General features: G+C 57.5%; 13 protein-coding genes. 5 read left to right on the top strand and 8 right to left on the bottom strand.

The genetic code is table 11. The annotated features are described in order from the left end of the window. Window positions 1-292: 292 nt before the first annotated feature. The 5 genes from LMG28727_RS29980 to LMG28727_RS29960 all read right to left on the bottom strand — a co-directional run bounded on the left by LMG28727_RS29980 (window position 293) and on the right by LMG28727_RS29960 (window position 5204). A complete protein-coding gene (locus LMG28727_RS29980) occupies window positions 293-1840 on the bottom strand; it encodes a sensor domain-containing diguanylate cyclase (RefSeq protein ID WP_201645957.1) in 1548 nt (515 codons plus the stop codon). Between the two features lie 156 nt (window positions 1841-1996). Continuing rightward, window positions 1997-2698 carry an NAD(P)H-binding protein gene (locus LMG28727_RS29975; protein WP_201645956.1) on the bottom strand — a complete coding sequence of 234 codons (702 nt, stop codon included), beginning with the start codon at window positions 2696-2698 and terminating at the stop codon, window positions 1997-1999. Then, entirely contained in the window at window positions 2695-3645 is a 951-nt protein-coding gene (locus LMG28727_RS29970; protein WP_201645955.1) for an SDR family oxidoreductase, read from the bottom strand. Before LMG28727_RS29970 ends, LMG28727_RS29975 begins: the two co-directional genes overlap by 4 nt. Before the next feature lie 54 nt (window positions 3646-3699). After that, window positions 3700-4575, bottom strand: a complete 876-nt coding sequence (locus tag LMG28727_RS29965) for an SDR family NAD(P)-dependent oxidoreductase (protein ID WP_201645954.1) — start codon at window positions 4573-4575, stop codon at window positions 3700-3702. Window positions 4576-4631: 56 nt separating this feature from the next. Beyond that, window positions 4632-5204: a TetR/AcrR family transcriptional regulator gene (locus LMG28727_RS29960; protein ID WP_201645953.1), complete on the bottom strand. Its 573-nt coding sequence runs from the start codon at window positions 5202-5204 to the stop codon at window positions 4632-4634. A gap of 458 nt (window positions 5205-5662) precedes the next feature. Between LMG28727_RS29960 and LMG28727_RS29955 the strand changes: the two genes are divergently transcribed. Then, complete coding sequence (locus LMG28727_RS29955) at window positions 5663-7462, top strand: methyl-accepting chemotaxis protein (protein ID WP_236592473.1); 1800 nt, start codon at window positions 5663-5665, stop codon at window positions 7460-7462. A gap of 310 nt (window positions 7463-7772) precedes the next feature. Here the strand turns inward: LMG28727_RS29955 and LMG28727_RS29950 are convergent, their stop codons facing one another. Next, window positions 7773-8024, bottom strand: a complete 252-nt coding sequence (locus tag LMG28727_RS29950; RefSeq protein ID WP_201645951.1) for a hypothetical protein — start codon at window positions 8022-8024, stop codon at window positions 7773-7775. A gap of 306 nt (window positions 8025-8330) precedes the next feature. On the opposite strand from LMG28727_RS29950, the gene LMG28727_RS29945 reads away from it, so the two are divergent. From LMG28727_RS29945 to LMG28727_RS29935, 3 genes are all read left to right on the top strand, one after another. Beyond that, window positions 8331-11705: a helicase-related protein gene (locus LMG28727_RS29945; protein ID WP_201645950.1), complete on the top strand. Its 3375-nt coding sequence runs from the start codon at window positions 8331-8333 to the stop codon at window positions 11703-11705. A gap of 19 nt (window positions 11706-11724) precedes the next feature. Beyond that, window positions 11725-15093, top strand: coding sequence for an Eco57I restriction-modification methylase domain-containing protein (locus tag LMG28727_RS29940; RefSeq protein WP_201645949.1), 3369 nt, complete (start codon window positions 11725-11727; stop codon window positions 15091-15093). A 581-nt stretch (window positions 15094-15674) separates the two neighbouring features. Then, entirely contained in the window at window positions 15675-17411 is a 1737-nt protein-coding gene (locus tag LMG28727_RS29935) for a DUF262 domain-containing protein (RefSeq protein WP_236592480.1), read from the top strand. 301 nt (window positions 17412-17712) lie between these two features. On the opposite strand, the gene LMG28727_RS29930 is transcribed toward LMG28727_RS29935, so the two are convergent. Further along, on the bottom strand, window positions 17713-19068 hold the full coding sequence (locus LMG28727_RS29930) for a DUF4087 domain-containing protein (RefSeq protein WP_201645947.1): 1356 nt from the start codon (window positions 19066-19068) through the stop codon (window positions 17713-17715). 214 nt (window positions 19069-19282) lie between these two features. Here LMG28727_RS29930 and LMG28727_RS29925 point away from each other — a divergent pair, with 214 nt between their 5' ends. After that, window positions 19283-19630 carry a helix-turn-helix domain-containing protein gene (locus LMG28727_RS29925; protein WP_201645946.1) on the top strand — a complete coding sequence of 116 codons (348 nt, stop codon included), beginning with the start codon at window positions 19283-19285 and terminating at the stop codon, window positions 19628-19630. A 6-nt stretch (window positions 19631-19636) separates the two neighbouring features. Here the strand turns inward: LMG28727_RS29925 and LMG28727_RS29920 are convergent, their stop codons facing one another. Further along, window positions 19637-19936, bottom strand: coding sequence for a hypothetical protein (locus LMG28727_RS29920; protein ID WP_201645945.1), 300 nt, complete (start codon window positions 19934-19936; stop codon window positions 19637-19639). Window positions 19937-19971: the final 35 nt, after the last annotated feature.

Raw genomic sequence — 19971 nt, 5'->3', positions numbered from 1 at the left:
GGGCCTGAAGCTTCGATGGCGAAAATAACGAGGACAGGATGATGTAAGGCGCAGGACCGCAAACGTTGAGTATCGATTCGGATTCGTCTGATGTTTAGTTCGATCAACGGCACTTAGACTGGCATCTGCATCGCGCCATCAAAAGCGCATGCCGCGTTGTTTGTGACTTCGTTGTATCTCTCCGACTTTCGCTCACGTTTCTCAACGTGGGCGTTTTTTTTGCCGGTACGTTGGGTGACCGGTTCGCGCGCGTCGTGAATGAGATGGAGATGAGCTGACGAAGCCGATGGCTTCAGGTGTCGCTGCGCAGTTCGGTAGTCGGCAGCGAATCAGGCAGGGCGGCCGGGGCGACATCGTCAATCGACACATTTCCCGCCGCGCGATAGCACATCACGCGATTGCGACCCGCGTCCTTGGCCTCGTACAACGCGCCATCGGCGGCATTGACGAGCGCGCGGCTCGTTGCGATGGCGTTGCCCTGCGCGGTGGCCACACCCATGCTGACCGTCAGCACATGGTGCGAACTCGCCACATGCCGCACCTGGTGCGCCTGCACCGCAGCGCGAATCTGTTCGGCGAGCGACGTGGCCCCGGCTTCGTCCGTGTCCGGCAATAGCACCGCAAACTCTTCACCACCGAAACGCGCCGCCGTGTCGCCTGGACGCCGCACGTTCTGTGCAATGCTGTGCGCGACGGCAATCAGTGCATCGTCGCCCGCTGAATGGCCATATAGATCGTTGAAACCTTTAAAGCTGTCGACGTCGATCAGCAGCATCGACAGCGGCCATCCGTTGCGCTGGGCGCGCCGCCATTCTTCGTCCAGAAGCTCTTCGAACGTGCGGCGATTGTTCAGCCCGGTAAGTCCGTCGGTGCGTGCCAGTTCGCGCAATTCGTCCTCGGCTTCGCGACGGCGACGCAACTGATTCGAGAACAGAATCGCCAGCGCAATGATCGTTGCGTCGAGCGCGGCGATCAGCGAGCCGATGATCCACGCGCGGTGCCGCCACTCCACGTAGATATCACGCGTGGAAAGCGCGACGTCGAGGATCAACGGATACATGTCGATCTGACGGAATGCATACCAGCGCTCCACACCATCGATCGACGCCGTGCCGAAGAAGTCCCCGCTTGGCTGCGTGATGAAGCGCGAATAGTTAGCGGTGCCGGTCAGATTGATGCCGACGATTGCCGGATCGTAAGGACGCCGCATCAGCATCGTGCCGTCGCGCAACATTAGCGCCATCGATCCGCCGGGGCCGAGGTTCATCCCGTCGAACAGGCGATGAAAATACGCGAGACGTATCGTGCCGACCACGATGCCGCCGAAGCTGCCGTCCGGCCGTGAGATGCGCCGGCTCAATGCGATGCTGATGTCTTTGTGGCGCGCCTTCGGCATGAACGGGCGGCTGATATACAGACCGACATTGCGCGAATCACGCTGCACCTTGAAGTAGTCGCGATCGGCGACATTGAAATCGCGCGGCGGCGACGCTTGCGAGTCGAATTTGACGTTGCCGTTCTCGTCGAACACGAACAGCGAGCCCATGTCCTTCGCGCTCGCCGAGCCGTCGAACAGCACCATCTGACGGGTCTGCGGCTTCAGCTCCATCAGATCCGGCTGATTGAGGCCGTCCATCACCGCGCGCAACGACAGATCGAAAATTTCCAGGTTGCGTGAAACGTCGCGCTCGATCAGCAGCGAAACGTTAAAGACCGAATCCTGAGCGCGGCGCAATGCGTCGTCGCGCATCTGCACCAGCACCCACACGGCGATCGCCAGGATCGCGCTGGCAAGCACGATACTGATCGCAATCACAATGTTCGGTCGTCGCGTCACCATGGACTGTTCGTTCAAGCATGCGCTGTGCTCCGCGCGTGAAGAAGTGAGCCGCGCGGCGAACGCGCGGCCAGTGAGACAGTAGCGTAACAGACACGCTCAGGCATCGATTGATCGAACAGACAGGGTTTTGCCGGTTTTGTCCCGCCCTTGACGCGCCTAGCCGACGCGCAGACCCAAAGGCGCAGAGGATGCCTCACGACTCAGCGCGCGAAGGTCGGCGGTTTCGAGTATCGCCTTGCTGGCGCCGCGGCGCGCGACGGCCAGCATCGCCTGGCCAATGTCTTCGGTGCTCAGCACGTGATTGGGGAACAACGCGCGCAGAGTCGACAGAAAAGGTTTGGTGAGTGAGTAGAACAACCGGTATGAGCGGGTTTTCGAGCGGGCGCCGTTCAAGGGCTGGATGACGCCGGGGCGGAACAGATAGACGGCCTTGAATGGCAGACGTTGCAGCGCGTTTTCCGTGCGGCCCTTCACGCGCGCCCACATGCTGCGGCCGCGCTCGGTGCTGTCGGTGCTCGCACCGGAAACGTAGACGAAAGTCATCTGCGGATTGAGCCGGGCGAGCGTCTGCGCGGCGGCGAGGGTGAGGTCATACGTGAGCCGCGTGTAGTCAGCCTCGTTCATCCCTGCCGACGAAACACCCAGGCAGAAGAAGCACGCATCGAAGCCAGTGAGCGACGCTTCCACGCTGCGATAGTCCATCAGGTCCGGCTGGATTATTTCGATGAGACGCGGGTCAAGCTGACCACTGCGGGTACGGCCGACCGTCTGCACCACCTCCACATCAGCCGCACGCAGACATTCGCGCAGCACGCCCTGGCCGACCATCCCGGTCGCGCCGAAAATCAAAACTTTCATGTTGCATGCTCCATGGTCGTGCCCGGCCAGCGGGCATGGGTCAATGCTTCCGATATGTCCCACAGACGCGCAGCGGCGGCTTTGTCCAGCGCAGGCCTCGCGACCTGCGCGTCGCCAGGCGGGCCCTTCAATTCGAAGAAGCCAGTCGGGCCGTAGTAGCCCGCCGGTTTGGCCGCAAGCGACGTTGCGGCGAATAGCGTGGGCAGCGCACCTTCCGCAGCCGATTGACTCACCAGCGGCTCGAATGTCATCCGGCTAAGAATCTGCAGCAGACTGTCCGCGCCTGGCCCGTTGGCGATCAGGTCAGTACGCGCATAGCCGGGATGCGCGGCATTGCTCAGCAGTCCCCAGCCGTTCGCATCGCTGCGGCGTTGCAACTCGAAGGCGAACATCAGCATGGCCAGCTTCGACTGGCCATACGCAGCCCACGGCCGATAGCTGCGCTGCCATTGCAGATCGTCGAAATGAATCGCCGCGCCGTTCTTGTGGGCGATGCTGCTCAGATTGACCACGCGCGGCGCGCGGCCCACGCGCAACAGCGGCAACAAGCGCTCGGTCAGGACAAAGTGACCGAGATAGTTAGTGCCGAATTGCAGCTCGAAACCATCTGACGTGGTTTGCCGTTTGGGCGGCGTCATCACGCCCGCATTGTTGATCAGCAGATCGAGCGACGCGTGAGCGTTGCCGAACTGTTCGGCAAATTGACGCACCGAGGCGAGATTCGCCAGATCGAGTGTCATGTAGCGGATCGGCGCATCCGGGTAGCGCTTGCGGATCGTAGCGAGCGCGAGCTGGCCTTTCTGCTCGTTGCGGCCGGTCAATACGACCTCGGCGCCGGCGCCGGCCAAGGCTAGCGCCGTCTCCAGACCCAACCCGCCGGTCGCGCCTGTGACGACCGCCAGCCGGCCGGTCTGATTGGGGATGTCCGCGGTGGTCCAGTTCGCCATCTCGTTGGTCCTCTGATTACGTTAGGGCTGTTTGCCCAGATGCGGATGCAGCGCTCAGGCCTGCGTCGATGCAGCGGGAAAGTCCGGCAGCGTCGCCGATGCCGAGAAGTCCGTTGCCGTGCTAACCGCGCGCCACGCTTCGGCGTTCGCTGTGCGGGCCTTGTCGCCTTCGCCGCAAAAATGGAGGGCATCGCTGCCCAACAGCAGATGCGCCGGCAATGCGTCGTGATACGCGAGCTTCAGCACGACTTGCGCCACCTTGGCCGGATCGCCCGTTTCATGTCCGATGTACTGCTTCAGCATATCGATAACCGCACCCACCGACGGCACATAATCGGGCAACAACTCTGGCGTCGCGCCGCGTGCCTCAGCGCCCCACTCCGTTTTCATCCCACCGGGTTCCAGCGCCGTAACGTGGACGCCGAACGGCGCAAGCTCCTGGCTGATCACTTCGGTGAAACCGCCGACGGCCCACTTGGCCGCCTGATACGCACTGAGACCGGCGATCCCCACGCGCCCGCCCACCGACGAAATCTGGATGATGTGCCCGGCGCGCTGTTGCCGCAGCACCGGCAGCGCCGCGCGCGTCACGTTGACGACGCCGTAGAAGTTCGCGTCGATCTGCGCGCGGAAGTCGTCCTCGGTGGTCTGTTCGAACGGCACTAGGTGACCGAAGCCCGCGTTATTGACCACTACGTCCAGCCGGCCGAACGCATCGACGGCGGCTTGAACCGCGTCGCGCGCGGCCCGCGGATCGGTGACGTCGAGCGCAACGGGGTGCACCTGCGCGCCGTAACGCGCCGACAGATCGGCAAGCCGCCGTGGGTCACGCGCCGTCGCCACGACCTTTTCACCCGCCTGCAGGGCGGCTTCGACAATTTCACGCCCGAGTCCACGGGCACTACCGGTCACTAACCAGATCTTGGCCATACTGCACTCCTTCACGTTAAATGAGCAAGTAATCACTCATTAATTAGACAAAAAATTTAATTTCGGGCGATCGCGTTCCAGAACGCTTCAAACCCGGCCTGCCGATACCGCTGAGCCTCGTCCGGTTCGCGGACGATGAAATCCATTGTGGTTTCCGCCAGCGCGCTCATGATCGCCGCCACAAAAGCCGGCGGATGATCCCGCAGCGCCCCGCTCGCCACACTGGTCTGGATCATCTCGTTGATGTGCGCGAACGCGTTCATGCCGCTGGTTCGCGTATGTTCGGTCAGGCGCTCCGACACAGCCAGTTGCGCCATTGCGCGACGCTTCTGCGGCTGCGCGACACCCCAGTCGACGAACTTGTCCCACACGTATTGCGCGCGCTCGCGCACGCTTGCCTGCTTTGGATAACTGGTCATCATCACTTCGCGCAACTCGCCCTTGATGTCGAGATATAGCGCATTGAGCAACGCGTCTTTGTTGTCGAAGTACGTGAACAACGTGCCCTCCGCCACCCCCGCCAGCTTTGCGATACGTGCCGTAGGCGCGCCCAGACCCTGCTCCGCAATCACCTCGGTGGCGGCGGCAAGGATGGCGTTGCGTTTGTCTTCACTTTTAGGACGGGCCATGCAGATTCGATCGGGTTTCGGCGGAAACAATAAATGAGTGATTGCTCAATCATAACGATGATCGAGATGCTGTTCAAGTCATTTCTACATGTACGGACAAACGCGAACCCACCCCGTTCTCATGCAGACGCGGGATTAGATGACAAACGCATGTTTGCATCATGCGCGTAAAAATCCCGAAATTTCTTACAAAATCCCTTTTCTCCACTCATCTTGTGCAAGCTTGTAGAGATTTACCCGGTTTGCCTTAAGTCCAGCTGTGAACGATCCGATATCCGGTACATGGGATACCCATTTGGCCGGCATCCGTGCGTAATGCGTCACGTGCACCGGATGCCGGACTGATGGAAATAACAGCGCAGGGCCGCCATCTGTTTGGCGGTCACATAGACGCTCCCTGTCCGGACCTGAGAGTCCATACGAACGCTGTTCACGTTTCGTTATTGGAGAAGAAAATCGTGACATTCAAGCACTTCACAATCAAAAGCAAACTGATTGCCGGTTTCGGCATGCTGTCCTTAATCGTCGTCGCGGTTTCTGGCCTTTCCCTGAAGGCGCTCAGCGATTCGACGGACGGATTCACCAGCTTCGTACACGGCATCAACGCGCGCGCGGAGGTTGCGGCGCAGATACGGACTGCCGTCGACCGCCGCGCCATCGCCGCGCGCAATCTCGTCCTTGTGACGACGCCTCAGGATGTCGCAGTGGAGAAAGCGGACGTAATGCGGGCGCACGAAGATGTGCAAACGAATCTGAAAAAGCTCAACGACATGCTGGCGAGTGCGACCGATACGTCGGAGAAAGCGCGCAGCCTTGCCGCCGAGATCAATCACGTGGAAGCCTCTTACGGCCCGGTCGCGACGGATATCGTCAATCTCGCGCTGACCAACCGGCGCGACGAGGCCATTGTCAAAATGGACAACCAGTGCCGCCCGCTGCTCGCCGCGTTGATTCGCGCGACCGACGCGTACGCCGACTACACGCATAGCCGGCAGGAACAGTTGATCAATGATTACGCCGCGCACTATGAGAATGAACGCAACCTGCTGATCGCAATCTGCCTGATCGCGGTCGCGCTCGCGATTGGCGCCTGCGTGCTGATTACGCGCTCAGTGACCGGACCGATGCGCCTCGCAATTGATGTCGCGCGGACGGTGTCGCAGGGCGATCTGCGCACGCGGATCAACGTCGACAGCAATGACGAAACCGGCAAGCTGCTGGGCGCGTTGCGTGAAATGACCGAGCGGTTGACGGCGATTGTCACGCGGGTGCGCGATAGCAGCGTCAATATTGCCGGGGCCGCGCGCGAGATTGCTGCCGGCAATATGGACTTGAGCCAACGCACCGAACAACAGGCAGCCTCGTTGCAGGAAACCGCGTCGAGTATGGAAGAACTGACGTCGACCGTTAAGCAGAATGCTGACAATGCGCAGCAAGGCAGCACGTTGGCGGCGAATGCTTCGACGGTGGCGCAGAAGGGAAGCCACGTGGTAGGTCAGGTGGTCGAGACGATGCAGGAAATCAGCGAGAGCTCGACCAAGATCGCGGACATCACGGGGATTATCGAAGGGATTGCTTTTCAGACGAACATTCTGGCTTTGAACGCTGCGGTGGAAGCTGCGCGTGCTGGCGAGCAAGGGCGCGGGTTCGCGGTGGTGGCGAGTGAAGTGAGAAGTTTGGCTCAGCGGTCATCGAGTGCTGCGAAGGAGATCAAGGATCTGATTGCTAACTCCGTGGGCAAGATTCGTGATGGCTCGGCGCTGGCTAGTGAAGCCGGTAAGACGATGGGTGAGGTCACGGTGGCGGTGGCGCGGGTGACGGACATCATGGCGGAGATTGCGGCGGCATCGAGTGAACAGAGCCGTGGGATCGAGCAGGTGAATGTCGCGATTACGCAAATGGATAATGTGACGCAGCAGAATGCGGCTCTTGTGGAAGAGGCGGCGGCGGCTTCGCGGTCGATGGAAGATCAGGGGGCGCAGTTGAATGAGGTTGTGGCGTTTTTTCGGGTGGTAGAGGGGGGAGGTTTGGGTACGGGTGGTGGTGGGTCGCGTGAGGAGGTGGTGCGGGTTGAGGGGGGTGGTGTGCGTGCTACTGCGGCGCTTGGGGCGGCTTCTGTTTCGGCTGCTTCAGCCGCTTCTGTTGCTTCTGCTGCTTCTGCGCGGAGAGGTGGGCGGGTGAGTTCGGCACCGGCTGTGGCGCTAGCGGGGCCCGCGACCGCAAGAGTGAGTGCGGATGATGGGTGGGACAGGTTTTGATTTGGGGCTTGGAGGGGGAGGCGCCGTGGTTGGAGGCGGCGCTGGTGTGGTTTTTTGGGGGGCTTGGAGGGCGAAAGTCCGATATGGGTTGCTGATTGAAATGCGTGGGCGTGAAACACAAAAACCGGCTTTGGGCCGGTTTTTGTGTTTGAGCGGAATGGGTTTGGTGGGAGGAGGACAATCAAACAATGCCTTGAACTTCAGTATTTATAAGCATCAGCCGTAGCCATGAAAGCAAGTTGCCCCCAGATATGCCCCCACCTCCATTGGCCTACGTGGCACTTTTTTTCGCCGCAGCCGCGGCTCGGTTTTAAAAACGCTGCGCTGTAAAAAAAATCAATATAGTTGCGATTTCGCGTTCGAAATTCAAAATTAACGCAATCGCCGGACGGCGCCTTGCCCACGGAGTTCCCAATCCGCAGCTTGGTTGAGCAGCACCCACCAAACCGATAATTTCCAGGATTGCAGGCAATCCGCTTGACCTTCTTTGCTTTTTTGGTCCATCGCTGACCCGCCGAACACGAACAGGGTACCTCGCCATCAACCGCGGCAGTTCGTCCACGCTCAGCACCGGTTCTGCTTTCGGTCGTCCCAAGCCATGCTGGACTCACTCGTTCCGTTTGCGCCATTATGCTACGCGCGTGCGGATCGGTAAGCAGCGAAACAACGATACGATGCCGCATAGCCGCCTATGAAGCGTTAACGCAGTTGCCCGCAGAGACGAAATAGCCTCAGACCTGATAAATTCGTGCCCTTTCGACTCAGTAAGTATTTTGACCGGGCGTCTTTGGCGGTGAAAGCTTAGCGCGGTCGGTCGGATATTTAGAATCCCAACATCGAACGAAACTCGCCGCGCAGAGGGCGAAACATGCCGAGAATATTCGACAACATAGAAAAGGCGCTGCTGCCCACGCTGAGAGAGACCCTTCAGGTTGCTGAGCGGGCCGATTTTTGCGTCGGTTATTTCAACCTTCGCGGATGGCGCCACCTTTCCAGCTACGTGGACAAATGGTCCGGCGGCGACGGTCATTGCTGTCGCTTGCTCGTTGGCATGCACGTCACGCCAAGCGACGAGCTGCGACACGCGCTTCGCGTTCGCGACGACGAATCCCTGCTCGATAACCAGACCGCGTTGCGGGAAAAGCGCCGCATCGCCGAAGAGTTTCGTCAGCAGTTGACGTTCGGCGCACCCACCAATGATGACGAAGGGGCCCTGCGCAAGCTATCGGCGCAAATTCGGACGTCCAAGTTGGTCGTCAAGGTGTATCTACGCCACCCACTCCACGCCAAGCTCTACCTATTGCACCGGCAGGACGCCAACAATCCGATTACAGGTTTCCTCGGCAGTTCCAACCTCACGCTGGCCGGCCTTGCCAAGCAAGGCGAACTCAACGTTGACGTGTTGGAGCACGACGCGTGCAACAAGCTGGCTAAGTGGTTCGAGGACCGCTGGGAAGATCGCTGGTGCGTCGACATCTCCAAGGAGCTGGCCGACATCATCGACGAGAGCTGGGCGGGAGAGCGTCTGGTGCCGCCCTACCACGTCTACCTCAAGATGGCTTACCACTTGGCACAGGAAGCCCGGGCAGGCCTGTCAGAGTTCGGTATCCCGTCGGTCTTTGGTGACTCGCTGTTCGATTTCCAGGTCGCGGCCGTCAAGATCGCAGCTCACCACCTGAACAAGCGCGGCGGCGTTTTGATCGGCGACGTCGTGGGCCTCGGCAAATCCATGATGGCGACGGCGCTGGCCAAGGTGTTCGAGGACGATTACCACACCGAAACCCTGATTATCTGCCCGAAGAACCTTGTGCCGATGTGGGAAGACTACGCGCATCGATATCGCCTACACGCCAAGGTGCTGTCGCTGTCGAAGGTGATCGCCGAACTTCCCGAAAAAACACGGCGTTACCGCCTCGTGGTGGTCGACGAATCGCACAATCTGCGCAACAAGGAAGGAAAGCGCTGGAAGGTCATCCGTGAATACATCGAGCGCAACGATTGCCGGACAGTACTTCTCTCGGCAACGCCCTATAACAAAACCTACTTGGACCTATCGGCCCAACTGGCCTTGTTCCTTCGCGACGACGCCGACATCGGAATCCGCCCCGAGCACTTGCTCTCCCAGTTGGGTGGCGAACACGAGTTCGTACGCCGCCATCAGTGCAGCGTTCGGTCGTTGGCTGCCTTCGAGAAGAGCGAAATCCCAGACGACTGGCGCGAACTGATGCGCATGTACATGGTGCGCCGCACTCGAGGCTTCATCATGCAGCACTACGCGAAAGAGGACGCCCGAGGCAAATACCTCTTGTTTTCAGACGGACGCAAGTCGTATTTTCCCAAGCGCATTCCGAAGAACCTCTCGTTTAACATCGACGAAAAGAATCCGGCAGACCCGTATGCGCGGTTCTACAGCGACTCAGTCGTCAACGCCATAAACGATCTGATCCTGCCCCGGTACGGTCTAGGCAACTACATCGCATTGAAGCCGAAGTCGCCGCCGGCACCGCATCAAATTAGGGTCATCGATGGTTTGTCGCGCGCCGGCACCCGGCTGATGGGCTTCTGCCGCACCAACCTGTTTAAGCGCCTAGAAAGCGCCGGGCCGGCCTTCATTCTGTCGATCGAACGGCACATTCTCCGCAATTTCATCGTCCTGCACGCCTTGGAGAACGGACTGGATGTGCCGCTCGGAACGCAAAGCGCAGAATTGCTCGACACGCGCCACTATGACGAGGACCCGGACGGCCTGCTCGCAACCGAAGACGACGAAGACAGCGACCCGACTAGCACCAACGGCTTGAACACCGAAGCCGATTTCCGTGAACGCGCGGCTAAAGCCTACCAAGCGTATAGCGGCCCATTGAGTAGTCGTTTCAAGTGGTTGCCCAGTTCCTTGTTCGTCAAGGCACTCGCCAAGGATTTGCTGAATGACACGAAATCCCTGCTCCAGGTGCTCGCGCGGTGCGGCAAGTGGAAAGCAGACGCCGATAGCAAACTGGCCGCTCTGATCGAGTTGATCAAGGAGCGTCACCCCGAAGACAAACTTCTCGTCTTTACCCAATTCGCCGACACGGCCCGATACTTGAAAACGCAACTGTTGGCGCACGGGATCAAACAGGTGGAAGAAGCCACCGGCCAAAGCGCCGACCCGACCTTGTTGGCATGGCGTTTCTCCCCCGTGTCCAACGACAAGCGGGAGATCATCAAGAAAGTAGACGAGCTGCGGGTGCTCATCGCAACCGACGTACTTTCCGAAGGACAGAACCTGCAGGATGGGCACATTATCCTCAACTACGACCTACCTTGGGCCATCATCCGCCTGATCCAGCGCGCCGGCCGCGTAGATCGTATCGGCCAGCAAGCCGATACGATCCTGTGCTACTCGTTCGTGCCGGCCGATGGCGTGGAACGGCTTATCAATTTACGTGCGCGCGTACGGCAGCGTTTGATCCAAAACGCCGAAGTCGTGGGCTCTGACGAAACCTTCTTCGACGACGACGCGGACGGAGATCTGATCCGCGACCTATACACCGAAAAGAACGGCATCCTCGACGACGACGGCGATACGGAGGTAGATTTGTCCTCTTATGCTTGGCAAATCTGGAAAAACGCCACCGACGCTGACCCAACTCTCACGAGCAAGATCGAGGCCATGCCCAACGTGGTGTATGCCACCAAGGCCCATGAGTCAACGCTAACAGCGCCCTGCGGCGCGCTGGTCTACATGCGCACTACGCAAGGCAACGACGCGTTGGCTTGGATTGACGAGTCGGGCCAACCTGTGACTCAGTCGCAGCTCACGATCCTAAAGGCGGCGGCATGCTCCGCAGACACGCCGGCGCGTCCACGCTCCGAAAACCACCACACGCTCACGCTGGCGGGGTTGGCACACATTGCCGAGGAAGAGAAAACCTTCGGCGGTGCGTTGGGACGCCCGTCCGGTGCGCGCTTCAAGACGTTCGAGCGGATCAAGCGCTTCCGCGAAAGCCAAGGCGAAAAACGTGATCTGTTCATCACCGACGATTACGTGAAGCGCATCGACCGGGTGCTGGAAGAAATTTACCGCTACCCCCTCTACCAATCCGCAACTGACACGCTCAACCGCCAGCTCAAGGCCGGCATCGGCGATCATACGCTGATCGAAATGGTCTTCGCCCTGCGAGAAGATGGTCGTTTCTGCATGATCGATGACCAAGAACAGCAACGCGAACCCAAGCTTATCTGCTCAATGGGGCTCGTCTGAGTAAAGCAAGAGACCAACAATGAAAATCTCCGCATCGCTTTTTCAAAAGCGGCTAAACGAATTCGACTTGAAGCAGCTCTTCAACGAAATGGGATGGGCAAATCCCACCCTTCGGCCGCAATCCATTTCGGTCGACGGCCAAGGCTACACACTCACCCAAGTGGCTCAAAACCACGGCGTCGCCGTATTCCGATGCACGCCCGACGCCGCCGGTCACATCCCCCCCCGCTCGGTGCAGCTCAAGATCGACCGGGAAACCACTAAGATTGCCCACGAGCATTTGCTAGTGTTTGCCGATCAAGGCGAAACCATGCTCACTTGGCTCTGGGTACTGCGCGTGCCCGGGCAACCCACGGCGACCCGTACGCACACTTGGCGCAAGGGGCAAAGCGGCGAGTCGCTGCGCCAAAAGCTCGAGCAGATCGTTTGGTCGCTGGAAGAGGAAGAGGCGGTTACGCTGACTGACGTCATCACAGGGTTGCGGCGAGCCTTCGATCGCGATCAGGTGTCCAAGCGCTTTTACGACAAATTCAAGGCGCAGCACGGCGCTTTCGCCAAGTTCATCAAGGGGCTCAAGGGCGAAGCGGAACAAGCTTGGTACGCATCTCTGATGCTCAACCGACTGATGTTCGTCTATTTCATTCAGAAGAAAGGCTTCCTCCACGGCGACGAAAACTACCTGTCCAACCGCATGGCTCAGGTGCAGGCTCAGGCGGGCAAAGACCAGTTCCACAGCTTCTACCGTCAGTTCCTGCGCCGCCTCTTCCACGAAGGTCTGGGTCAACCCAAGGCCGAACGCGACGCCTCGCTCGCTCAACTGATCGGTGATGTCCCCTACCTCAACGGCGGCCTGTTCGCCGTTCACGAATTGGAAGAGGCCAACGACAACATCGACGTCTCCGACGAAGCATTCGAGCAACTGTTTGCGTTTTTCGATGCGTGGGATTGGCACCTAGACGACCGGCCCCTGTCGTCCGGTAAGGAGATTAACCCCGACGTGTTGGGCTACATCTTCGAGAAGTACATCAACCAGAAGCAGATGGGGGCGTACTACACCAAGGAAGACATCACCGAATACATCAGCAAGAACACCGTCATTCCGTACCTGTTGGAACAAACGCGCGCACGGTGCAAAGTCGCCTTCGACGGGGAGGCTTCCATCTGGAATTTGCTGAGTCTTACGCCCGAACGCTACCTGAATCCAGCAATGACGAGGGGAGTAATCGACGCCAGCGGCGTGGTCGTCCCGGAAACATCCTTGCCCGACTTTGTTTGTGCCGGCATGCAGGATGCCGAGGCGCGTATGTTCGATCGTCGCTACAACCTAGGAGACGCGGTGTTCGCCACCGCGACGGGTGAGCGTGGCAGCCTTCCGAACGAAACCTGGCGGGAATACGTGGAGCGTCGAACTCGCTGCCTTGCCGTGCGCGAGAAGCTACTGAAAGGCGAGGTCAACGACGTCGATACGCTGATCACGTTAAACCTGGACATCCGCCAATTCGTACAAGACGTCATTGACACTTGTTCAAGCCCCGATCTGCTGCGCGCAGTCTGGCAGGCTATCGTCGGCCGCTCGCCAGACACAGCGGGCGGGAAATTCCATCACGGAATCACCGTCCTCGATCCAACCTGTGGCTCCGGAGCCTTTCTGTTCGCGGCACTGAATGTTCTCGAACCACTCTACGAATCGTGCCTAGACCGCATGGACGGCTTCGTTCAGGATGCAAAAAAACTGAACAAGGCGTGCGAAGCCGATTTCGAGAACGTGCTGGCGGAAGTCGACAAGCACCCTTCTCGACGGTACTACATTTATAAGAGCATCATTTTGCACAACCTCTTCGGCGTGGACATCATGGCCGAGGCGGTGGAAATCTGTAAATTGCGCCTCTTCCTCAAGTTGGTGTCGCAGGTGGATGGAGAACGCGGTCGGGATCTAGAACCGTTGCCGGACATCGATTTCAACATCCGAACCGGCAATACATTGATCGGCTACGCCACGGAGGCACAGTTCGACGGTTCAAAGACGTTGGCGAGCGACCAAACCCATCGTGCCGAGATCAAGGGGAGCATCGCCGAACTGGCCAAACTATTCGACCAATTCCGCAATCAACAGACCTTGCACGGCGGCAAAGTGACGTCCGAAGAAAAGCGTCGCTTGCGCGAAAAGCTGAGGAACCTGAGTTTGGAATTGGACAAAGATCTCGCCCGAGACTACGGCATCGACCCGACAAAAAAGACACATTTTTCAGCGTGGCGCGAAAGTCATCAACCGTTCCACTGGTTCGCCGAGTTCTACAGCGTTATGCACGACGGCGGATTTGATGTCGTGATCGGAAATCCACCATGGAAAGAATATTCTAGCGTCAAGAAAGTCTATACAGTCAAAGGTTATGCAACGGAGGCTTGCGGCAACCTCTACGGCCTTTGCTCCGAACGTTCGCTTCTTCTATGTCACGAGTCGACGCGCTTTAGTTTCATCGTGCAGATGCCGTTAGTATGTTCGTCACGAATGAATATCTTACGCTCAACCCTAAGGGACGCGAGCAGCGTTCTTTGGGCCGCAACTTTTGACGATCGGCCAGGAAAACTATTTGATGGTCTGCAGCATTGCCGTTCCACGATCTTCTTCGCGAAGCGCGGCCAAAGACATCGGCTAACGTACACAACACGCTATCACCGATGGCCGACCAGCAGCCGCAACACGTTGTTCAGCACGATGTATTTCGTTGAAGAAACGGATAGTGAGCAACCCGGTCGCATTATTGCAAAGCACCCTAGCACCTTGTCTTCTTCGGTTTTCAACAAGGTGCGAAAAGCGTCCACACTAAACATTGGAGCGTTCAAGCAGCGCGGCGAAAGCACGCATTTCGCCTTTTATCAGGAAGCTACCCAATACTGGACAAAAGTAACGTCAATACTCCCGTTTTACGCGAAGAACGGCGTGCAATCGGCGAATTCTCATGCTCGCTACATTTATTTTGGGAAATCGGCACACGCTCAAGCAGCGACCGCATTGCTCAACAGCAGCTTGTTTTACTCCTATTTCGTTGCTTACAGCGACTGTTTCCATTTGAGCGATACGCTCGCCACTAATTTCCCTGTTCCCGCTGGGCTACTAGAAGATGCCGATCTGGCGAAACAGAATATGCAACTCATGCGTGAACTGGCTAGCCATGCGGAGCGAAAAAAAATTACGTCCCGCGCTGGCGGTGGAATTGATCACATCGAATACGACGAGTTTTACGGCTCGCGAGCGAAAGCGAGCATCGACAAGATTGATTTGCGATTAGCTTCGCTCTACGGACTAACCGCAGAAGAGACCGACTTCGTCATCAACTATGACATTAAATACCGCATGGCCGGAGCGGACGCCCCAGACGATGAGTAAATCAGTTGAATCATCGGGCGCCGAGTCTCGGGTAATGTATTGACCAGTTGTCAGACTCGGTTCTGGAGTTGCCTGAGCGCGAAGAAGTAAGCGATGGCGCGATCAACGGCACAAGAAAGAAGTCGCATTTAGGCGGCTTCTTTTTGAGCAGAACATTTAGCTGAGCGTGGTAGCGGTTCGAATGCCGCGCACGCTAGCCATGTGGATAGAATGATTTATAACCAAGATGGCGTTTATGTTGCCCGATTACCCTCCGCGTGTACGAGCGTTTCGTTCATCGTTGATTGCCGAAATTCCAAAGGTCCCGAACAATCAGCCTACTGTGGACCATAGCCGCTCACGCAGGTCCAAGATCGTGAAGAAAGCTATCAGCTCGGCACCCTGAGCGGGCATGTTCATTTACAGCGTTGCGGTAGAATCGGTCCGAAGTCTCGCTGCCACTTACGCTGGCGCACTACGCTAAGGGTTCCAGCGGCAGACGCTTTGCTTAAACTAACAGAGAGCCTCTATGCGTTTGCAAACATGGGGGCACGGCGCCGCATTCAAACGACAGCCAACGGGGAGAGAGAAAATTGGCCTTTGTGGAACCGATTACAATCAAAGAAGCCGTCGAGAAGGTTCATCGCAAGAACTACCTACTCCCAGCCATTCAACGCGAGTTCGTTTGGAATACGTATCAAATCGAAAAATTATTCGATTCGCTGATGCGCGACTATCCCATCAGTTCGTTCCTGTTCTGGGACGTGGAACGGGAGAACGTCGGAAACTACCAGTTCTATGAGTTCGTCCAGAATTACCACGAACGCGACGGGCGGCATAATCCGAAATCTAACACAAATGGCGAGCATGGTATTACCGCCATCCTGGACGGTCAGCAGCGGCTGACCTCGTTATATATCGGGCTCAAAGGCACATACGCCTACAAACTGCCCCATAAGCGCTGGGACAACAACACGGCGTTTCCAAAGCGACGCCTGCATTTGAATCTCATTGCCCCCTCAGCGGACGATGACTTCGAATACGATTTCAGTTTCTTGACCGCTGATGAGGCGATGAAGAGCGATGCAGCCCATTACTGGTTCTCGGTCGGCGAAGTCCTAAATTTTAAGGAGATTGTCGATGTTAACAGTTACCTCATCACGAAGGGTATTTCGTCAATTGGCCCGGAGCAATTTCTCTTCGCCAATCGGGCACTCTTCAAACTCTACGACATCGTGCACAATCGGCGATTGATCAATTTTTTCCTTGAGAGGGACGAGAGCCTCGACAAGGTGCTCAACATTTTCATTCGGGTAAATAGCGGTGGTACCCAGCTCAATTACTCGGACCTGCTGCTCTCGATCGCCACCGCTCAGTGGAAGGAGCTCGACGCCAGAGAGGAAATTACCTCTTTCGTGGACGAAATTAACGCGATCGGTGACGGGTTCAACGTCAATAAAGACTTCGTGCTGAAGAGCTGCCTGGTGCTCAGCGATTTCTCGGAAATCGCCTTCAAGGTCGACAATTTCAATCAGGCTAACATGCTCAGGATTGAGAAAAACTGGCCGGACATATGTGGGGCCATCCGCGCCGCTTTCGATCTGTTGTCCGTCTTGGGTTATCAGCGCGATACCTTGACGTCAAACAACGCGGTGATTCCGATTGCCTATTACCTTAAGAAAATCGGAAGCCCCCTGAATTTTTCAGACTCCGGAAAATATGTAGAAGATCGCAAAAAGATCTTTAAGTGGCTGGTCGCCGTGCTCCTAAAAGGGACGTTCAGCGGACAGCCTGACAATGTGCTGAGGCCCATCCGAGAGGTCATCAGCAAGTCCGGCGAAGCCGAGGGCTTTCCTGTCGAGCAGATAGCGGCGAAACTTCGAGGAACTTCCAAGTCGCTTAATTTTGACGACGACGAAATCACGAGCCTGCTCCACTTTCAGTACGCCCAGCCCTATACATATTCAATCCTTGCATTCCTTTACCCGACCTTGGATTTTCGAAACAAGTTTCACCAGGACCATATTTTTCCGAAAAGCTTGTTCACAGCTAAAAGACTGGCGGCAAGGAATATTCCTGAGGCGAATATCGCTCGCTACTTGGACAGTTTTAATCGGCTGGCCAATCTTCAGCTCCTGGAGGGCGTGCCAAACATGGAGAAGTCAGGTAAGGACTTTGGCTCTTGGCTGATCGGGAGCTATCCAAACGTCGATGAGCGCAAGGCCTACATGGCGAGGAACTATATTCCTGAGGTTGATCTATCGCTGGAGAATTTTGCAGTGTTCATCGAGGAGCGCGAGAAGCTCATCGTCGCTGCATTCAAGAGTCTTCTGAAGTAGGCCAGCCCGCCTTTCCCAGCTGCAAAATGAACATCGGTATTCTCGGCGGGAGGCGCCGGGCTAGGTTAGACATGCGTTGGCAGGAAATTCGCCGCGACGTCGCCAACTATCGATGCCAAGTCCGATGATGACTCCGGTATCCGTGCTTGTACGAGCGAACGGTGATGGCCTGTAATCGGTCCGATGGAAGCAACTTAGATTTAGGTCGCCTGTGGACGCAAAAAAAATAGCCGAAGGTGGCGTTGAAGTGGCACCCCTCTAAATGAAGCGGGGTGCCACTTCGTCACCTCGATGATCCAGATTAGCCCAGACTTCTGTCGCGCTGACAGGTTGCGACCGGAAGGATTTTCCCGCCAAGTACTTTGGTGACGCGCATTGATTGCTTGTTGGTCTCGACCGTTAGGCAGCCACAAGAGTCACCTTTGTTCGTGTCCGGCATATGTGCAAATCCGTCTGCCTGACTGTCGGCCGATGAAACGCTCCATTTGCCATCGCGATCCTTGAGCGTCAGGCCGGACGGCATATCGTTTTCGATCCACCCACAGCGCTTTGCTGCCGGACCGTCGCTGGTGGCGGCACTTACGCTGCTCGACGAACTTGCGCTAGTACTAAGGCCTGCAGTCGGCGACGATGCCGTGGTGGTCAAGGCAGTGATCTCCGGTGCAATCTGCTGTGCAGCAGGCTGCTCCGTCGTTCCTGGATTTGCTTGCTGCGCTTCCCTGCACGTTGCTCTCGCGACATCCTCACGACCGATCGAGCCATCAGCCGCATCCTTGACGTCGTTGATGACGTGCTCGATACAGGCGATCAACTCAGGGCTGTCCGGGATCTTGTTTCCGTCCGCGTAATCGCGTTCGTACACGAGCCGACCATCCGGGTCCCAGGCCTTCGCAGTTCCCGTCGCCCGGCCGTGGACATATTGACCGTACTGTCTTGGCTTGCCAGTATCGGGATAGAAGAGCTCTTCAACCCCGTCCTTCGCGCCCTGAACAAACTTCACGTGACGAATTACCTGCTTGCCGTCCGGCGCGTACTCGGCATAGTCACCATCGTGCTGTCCGTTGGACCAGTTCGCAAGGAGGATGCGATTGCCGGTGTCTTCATCGAAACCTTCCTCTTCACCGTCGAGAACGCCTTTCCTCCAATGGACAACGTGAATCAGTTGGTGCGTGCCGGGCTTGCGGATCTCCTGCTTGCCATCGGGTTGACCGTCGACGAATGACACGCTGGTGAGAACAGTCGTCCCATCCTCGTCGTTGATCGTCAACGTGTCTTTCAGCGTGCCGTCGCTAAACGCTGCTTCGGCCCGGACAACATCCGACTGCGGAGCCTTGCAGATCGCTTTGCCGTCAAGCAGGCCGTCGCGGACATGCAAATCGCATAGTGCGGCATTGTACAAGCCGGGCGCGGGGCCTTTGATCACTGCATTGAACGTCTGCATGGCCGTGCTGAAGCCCGGTTGCGGCATTAGAGCTTGGTTGAACGGTACATTTGTAACGCGACCAGAAAACGGCGTGTTTCCATCGCCAGCGTATATTTTGCCGTTGTTGACTTCAGCGTTGCGGTAGTCGAGGTCCTTGTCGCTGCAACCGTACACAAGCAGCGACGCGGCGGTGGCACATAGCAGAAAAAGACGTGGCTTGAAACGATCTTTCATGTCCTGAACCTAATGGATAAGTTCGCGCGGCGATCGCAAAAGGCGTCATCGCGCGGCGTGTTATCGGGAGCGCAATTGCCCACCATGTCCCGCTTGGGAGTTTTCCTGCTGGATGGAATAACGGCATTTGATCGTTAAAGGTTTAGTTTCAACTCATAGAGTCCTTAATTTTAAAAGGGTGGTGCTCAACCATTCAGGTCGAATCGGAGAGCACATGCCAGAAACAGACACGGAACGGTTGGCCGGCGTGATCGGCCGGGCGATCGCGAAGCACCGCGTGGAGAGCGGCCTGACGCAGGAGCAGGTCGCGGAATACCTCGGCATCGGCAACGAGGCGGTCTCGCGCTTGGAGCGCGGCATCGTCATGCCGACCGTCGCGCGGCTGGTGGAACTGGCCGAGATCTTTCAGTGCGACGCGGCGGACATGCTGACCGAAGCCAGTGGTCGCACCAGTGATCAAGCCAAGTACGTCGGGCAACTGCTCGCGAAGTTGAGCGGCAACGACCGGGCGATGGTGATTGAGATCGTCGAGCGTCTTGCCGGTCGACTCGCCCGTCGCTAACTCACATCAGTAATCGTCTGGCAACAGGATCGTCGTGGCCGAGCGGTCCCATTCCGTGATGATCCACACACTTCCACCCTTCGGTAGCGCGTAGTTCGATAGGATGCGTAAGCCGGCAGTCAGGGCAAGTTCGTTTTGTCGGCGATCACTCTCGGAAATATCGCCCCAGTCACAGCGTAGATGCCGGAGCAGCGGCACAAAGAGGGAAACGCCCGCGGTCTGCAATGCTGTCAGCGCCGCAGGTGTGACGAAGATTTTCCCCGACTTCATACGTGGGCGAGCAAGGTGGATAGACGGCAGATTCATGATGGTTTTCTCCAGTCGATAGACGTGCGTCCGCC

This window comes from Paraburkholderia metrosideri (genome assembly GCF_904848625.1).
GTDB classification, from domain to species: domain Bacteria; phylum Pseudomonadota; class Gammaproteobacteria; order Burkholderiales; family Burkholderiaceae; genus Paraburkholderia; species Paraburkholderia metrosideri.
Note: the sequence above shows the minus strand (reverse complement) of the source record. Positions and strands in the feature narration are given on the sequence as shown.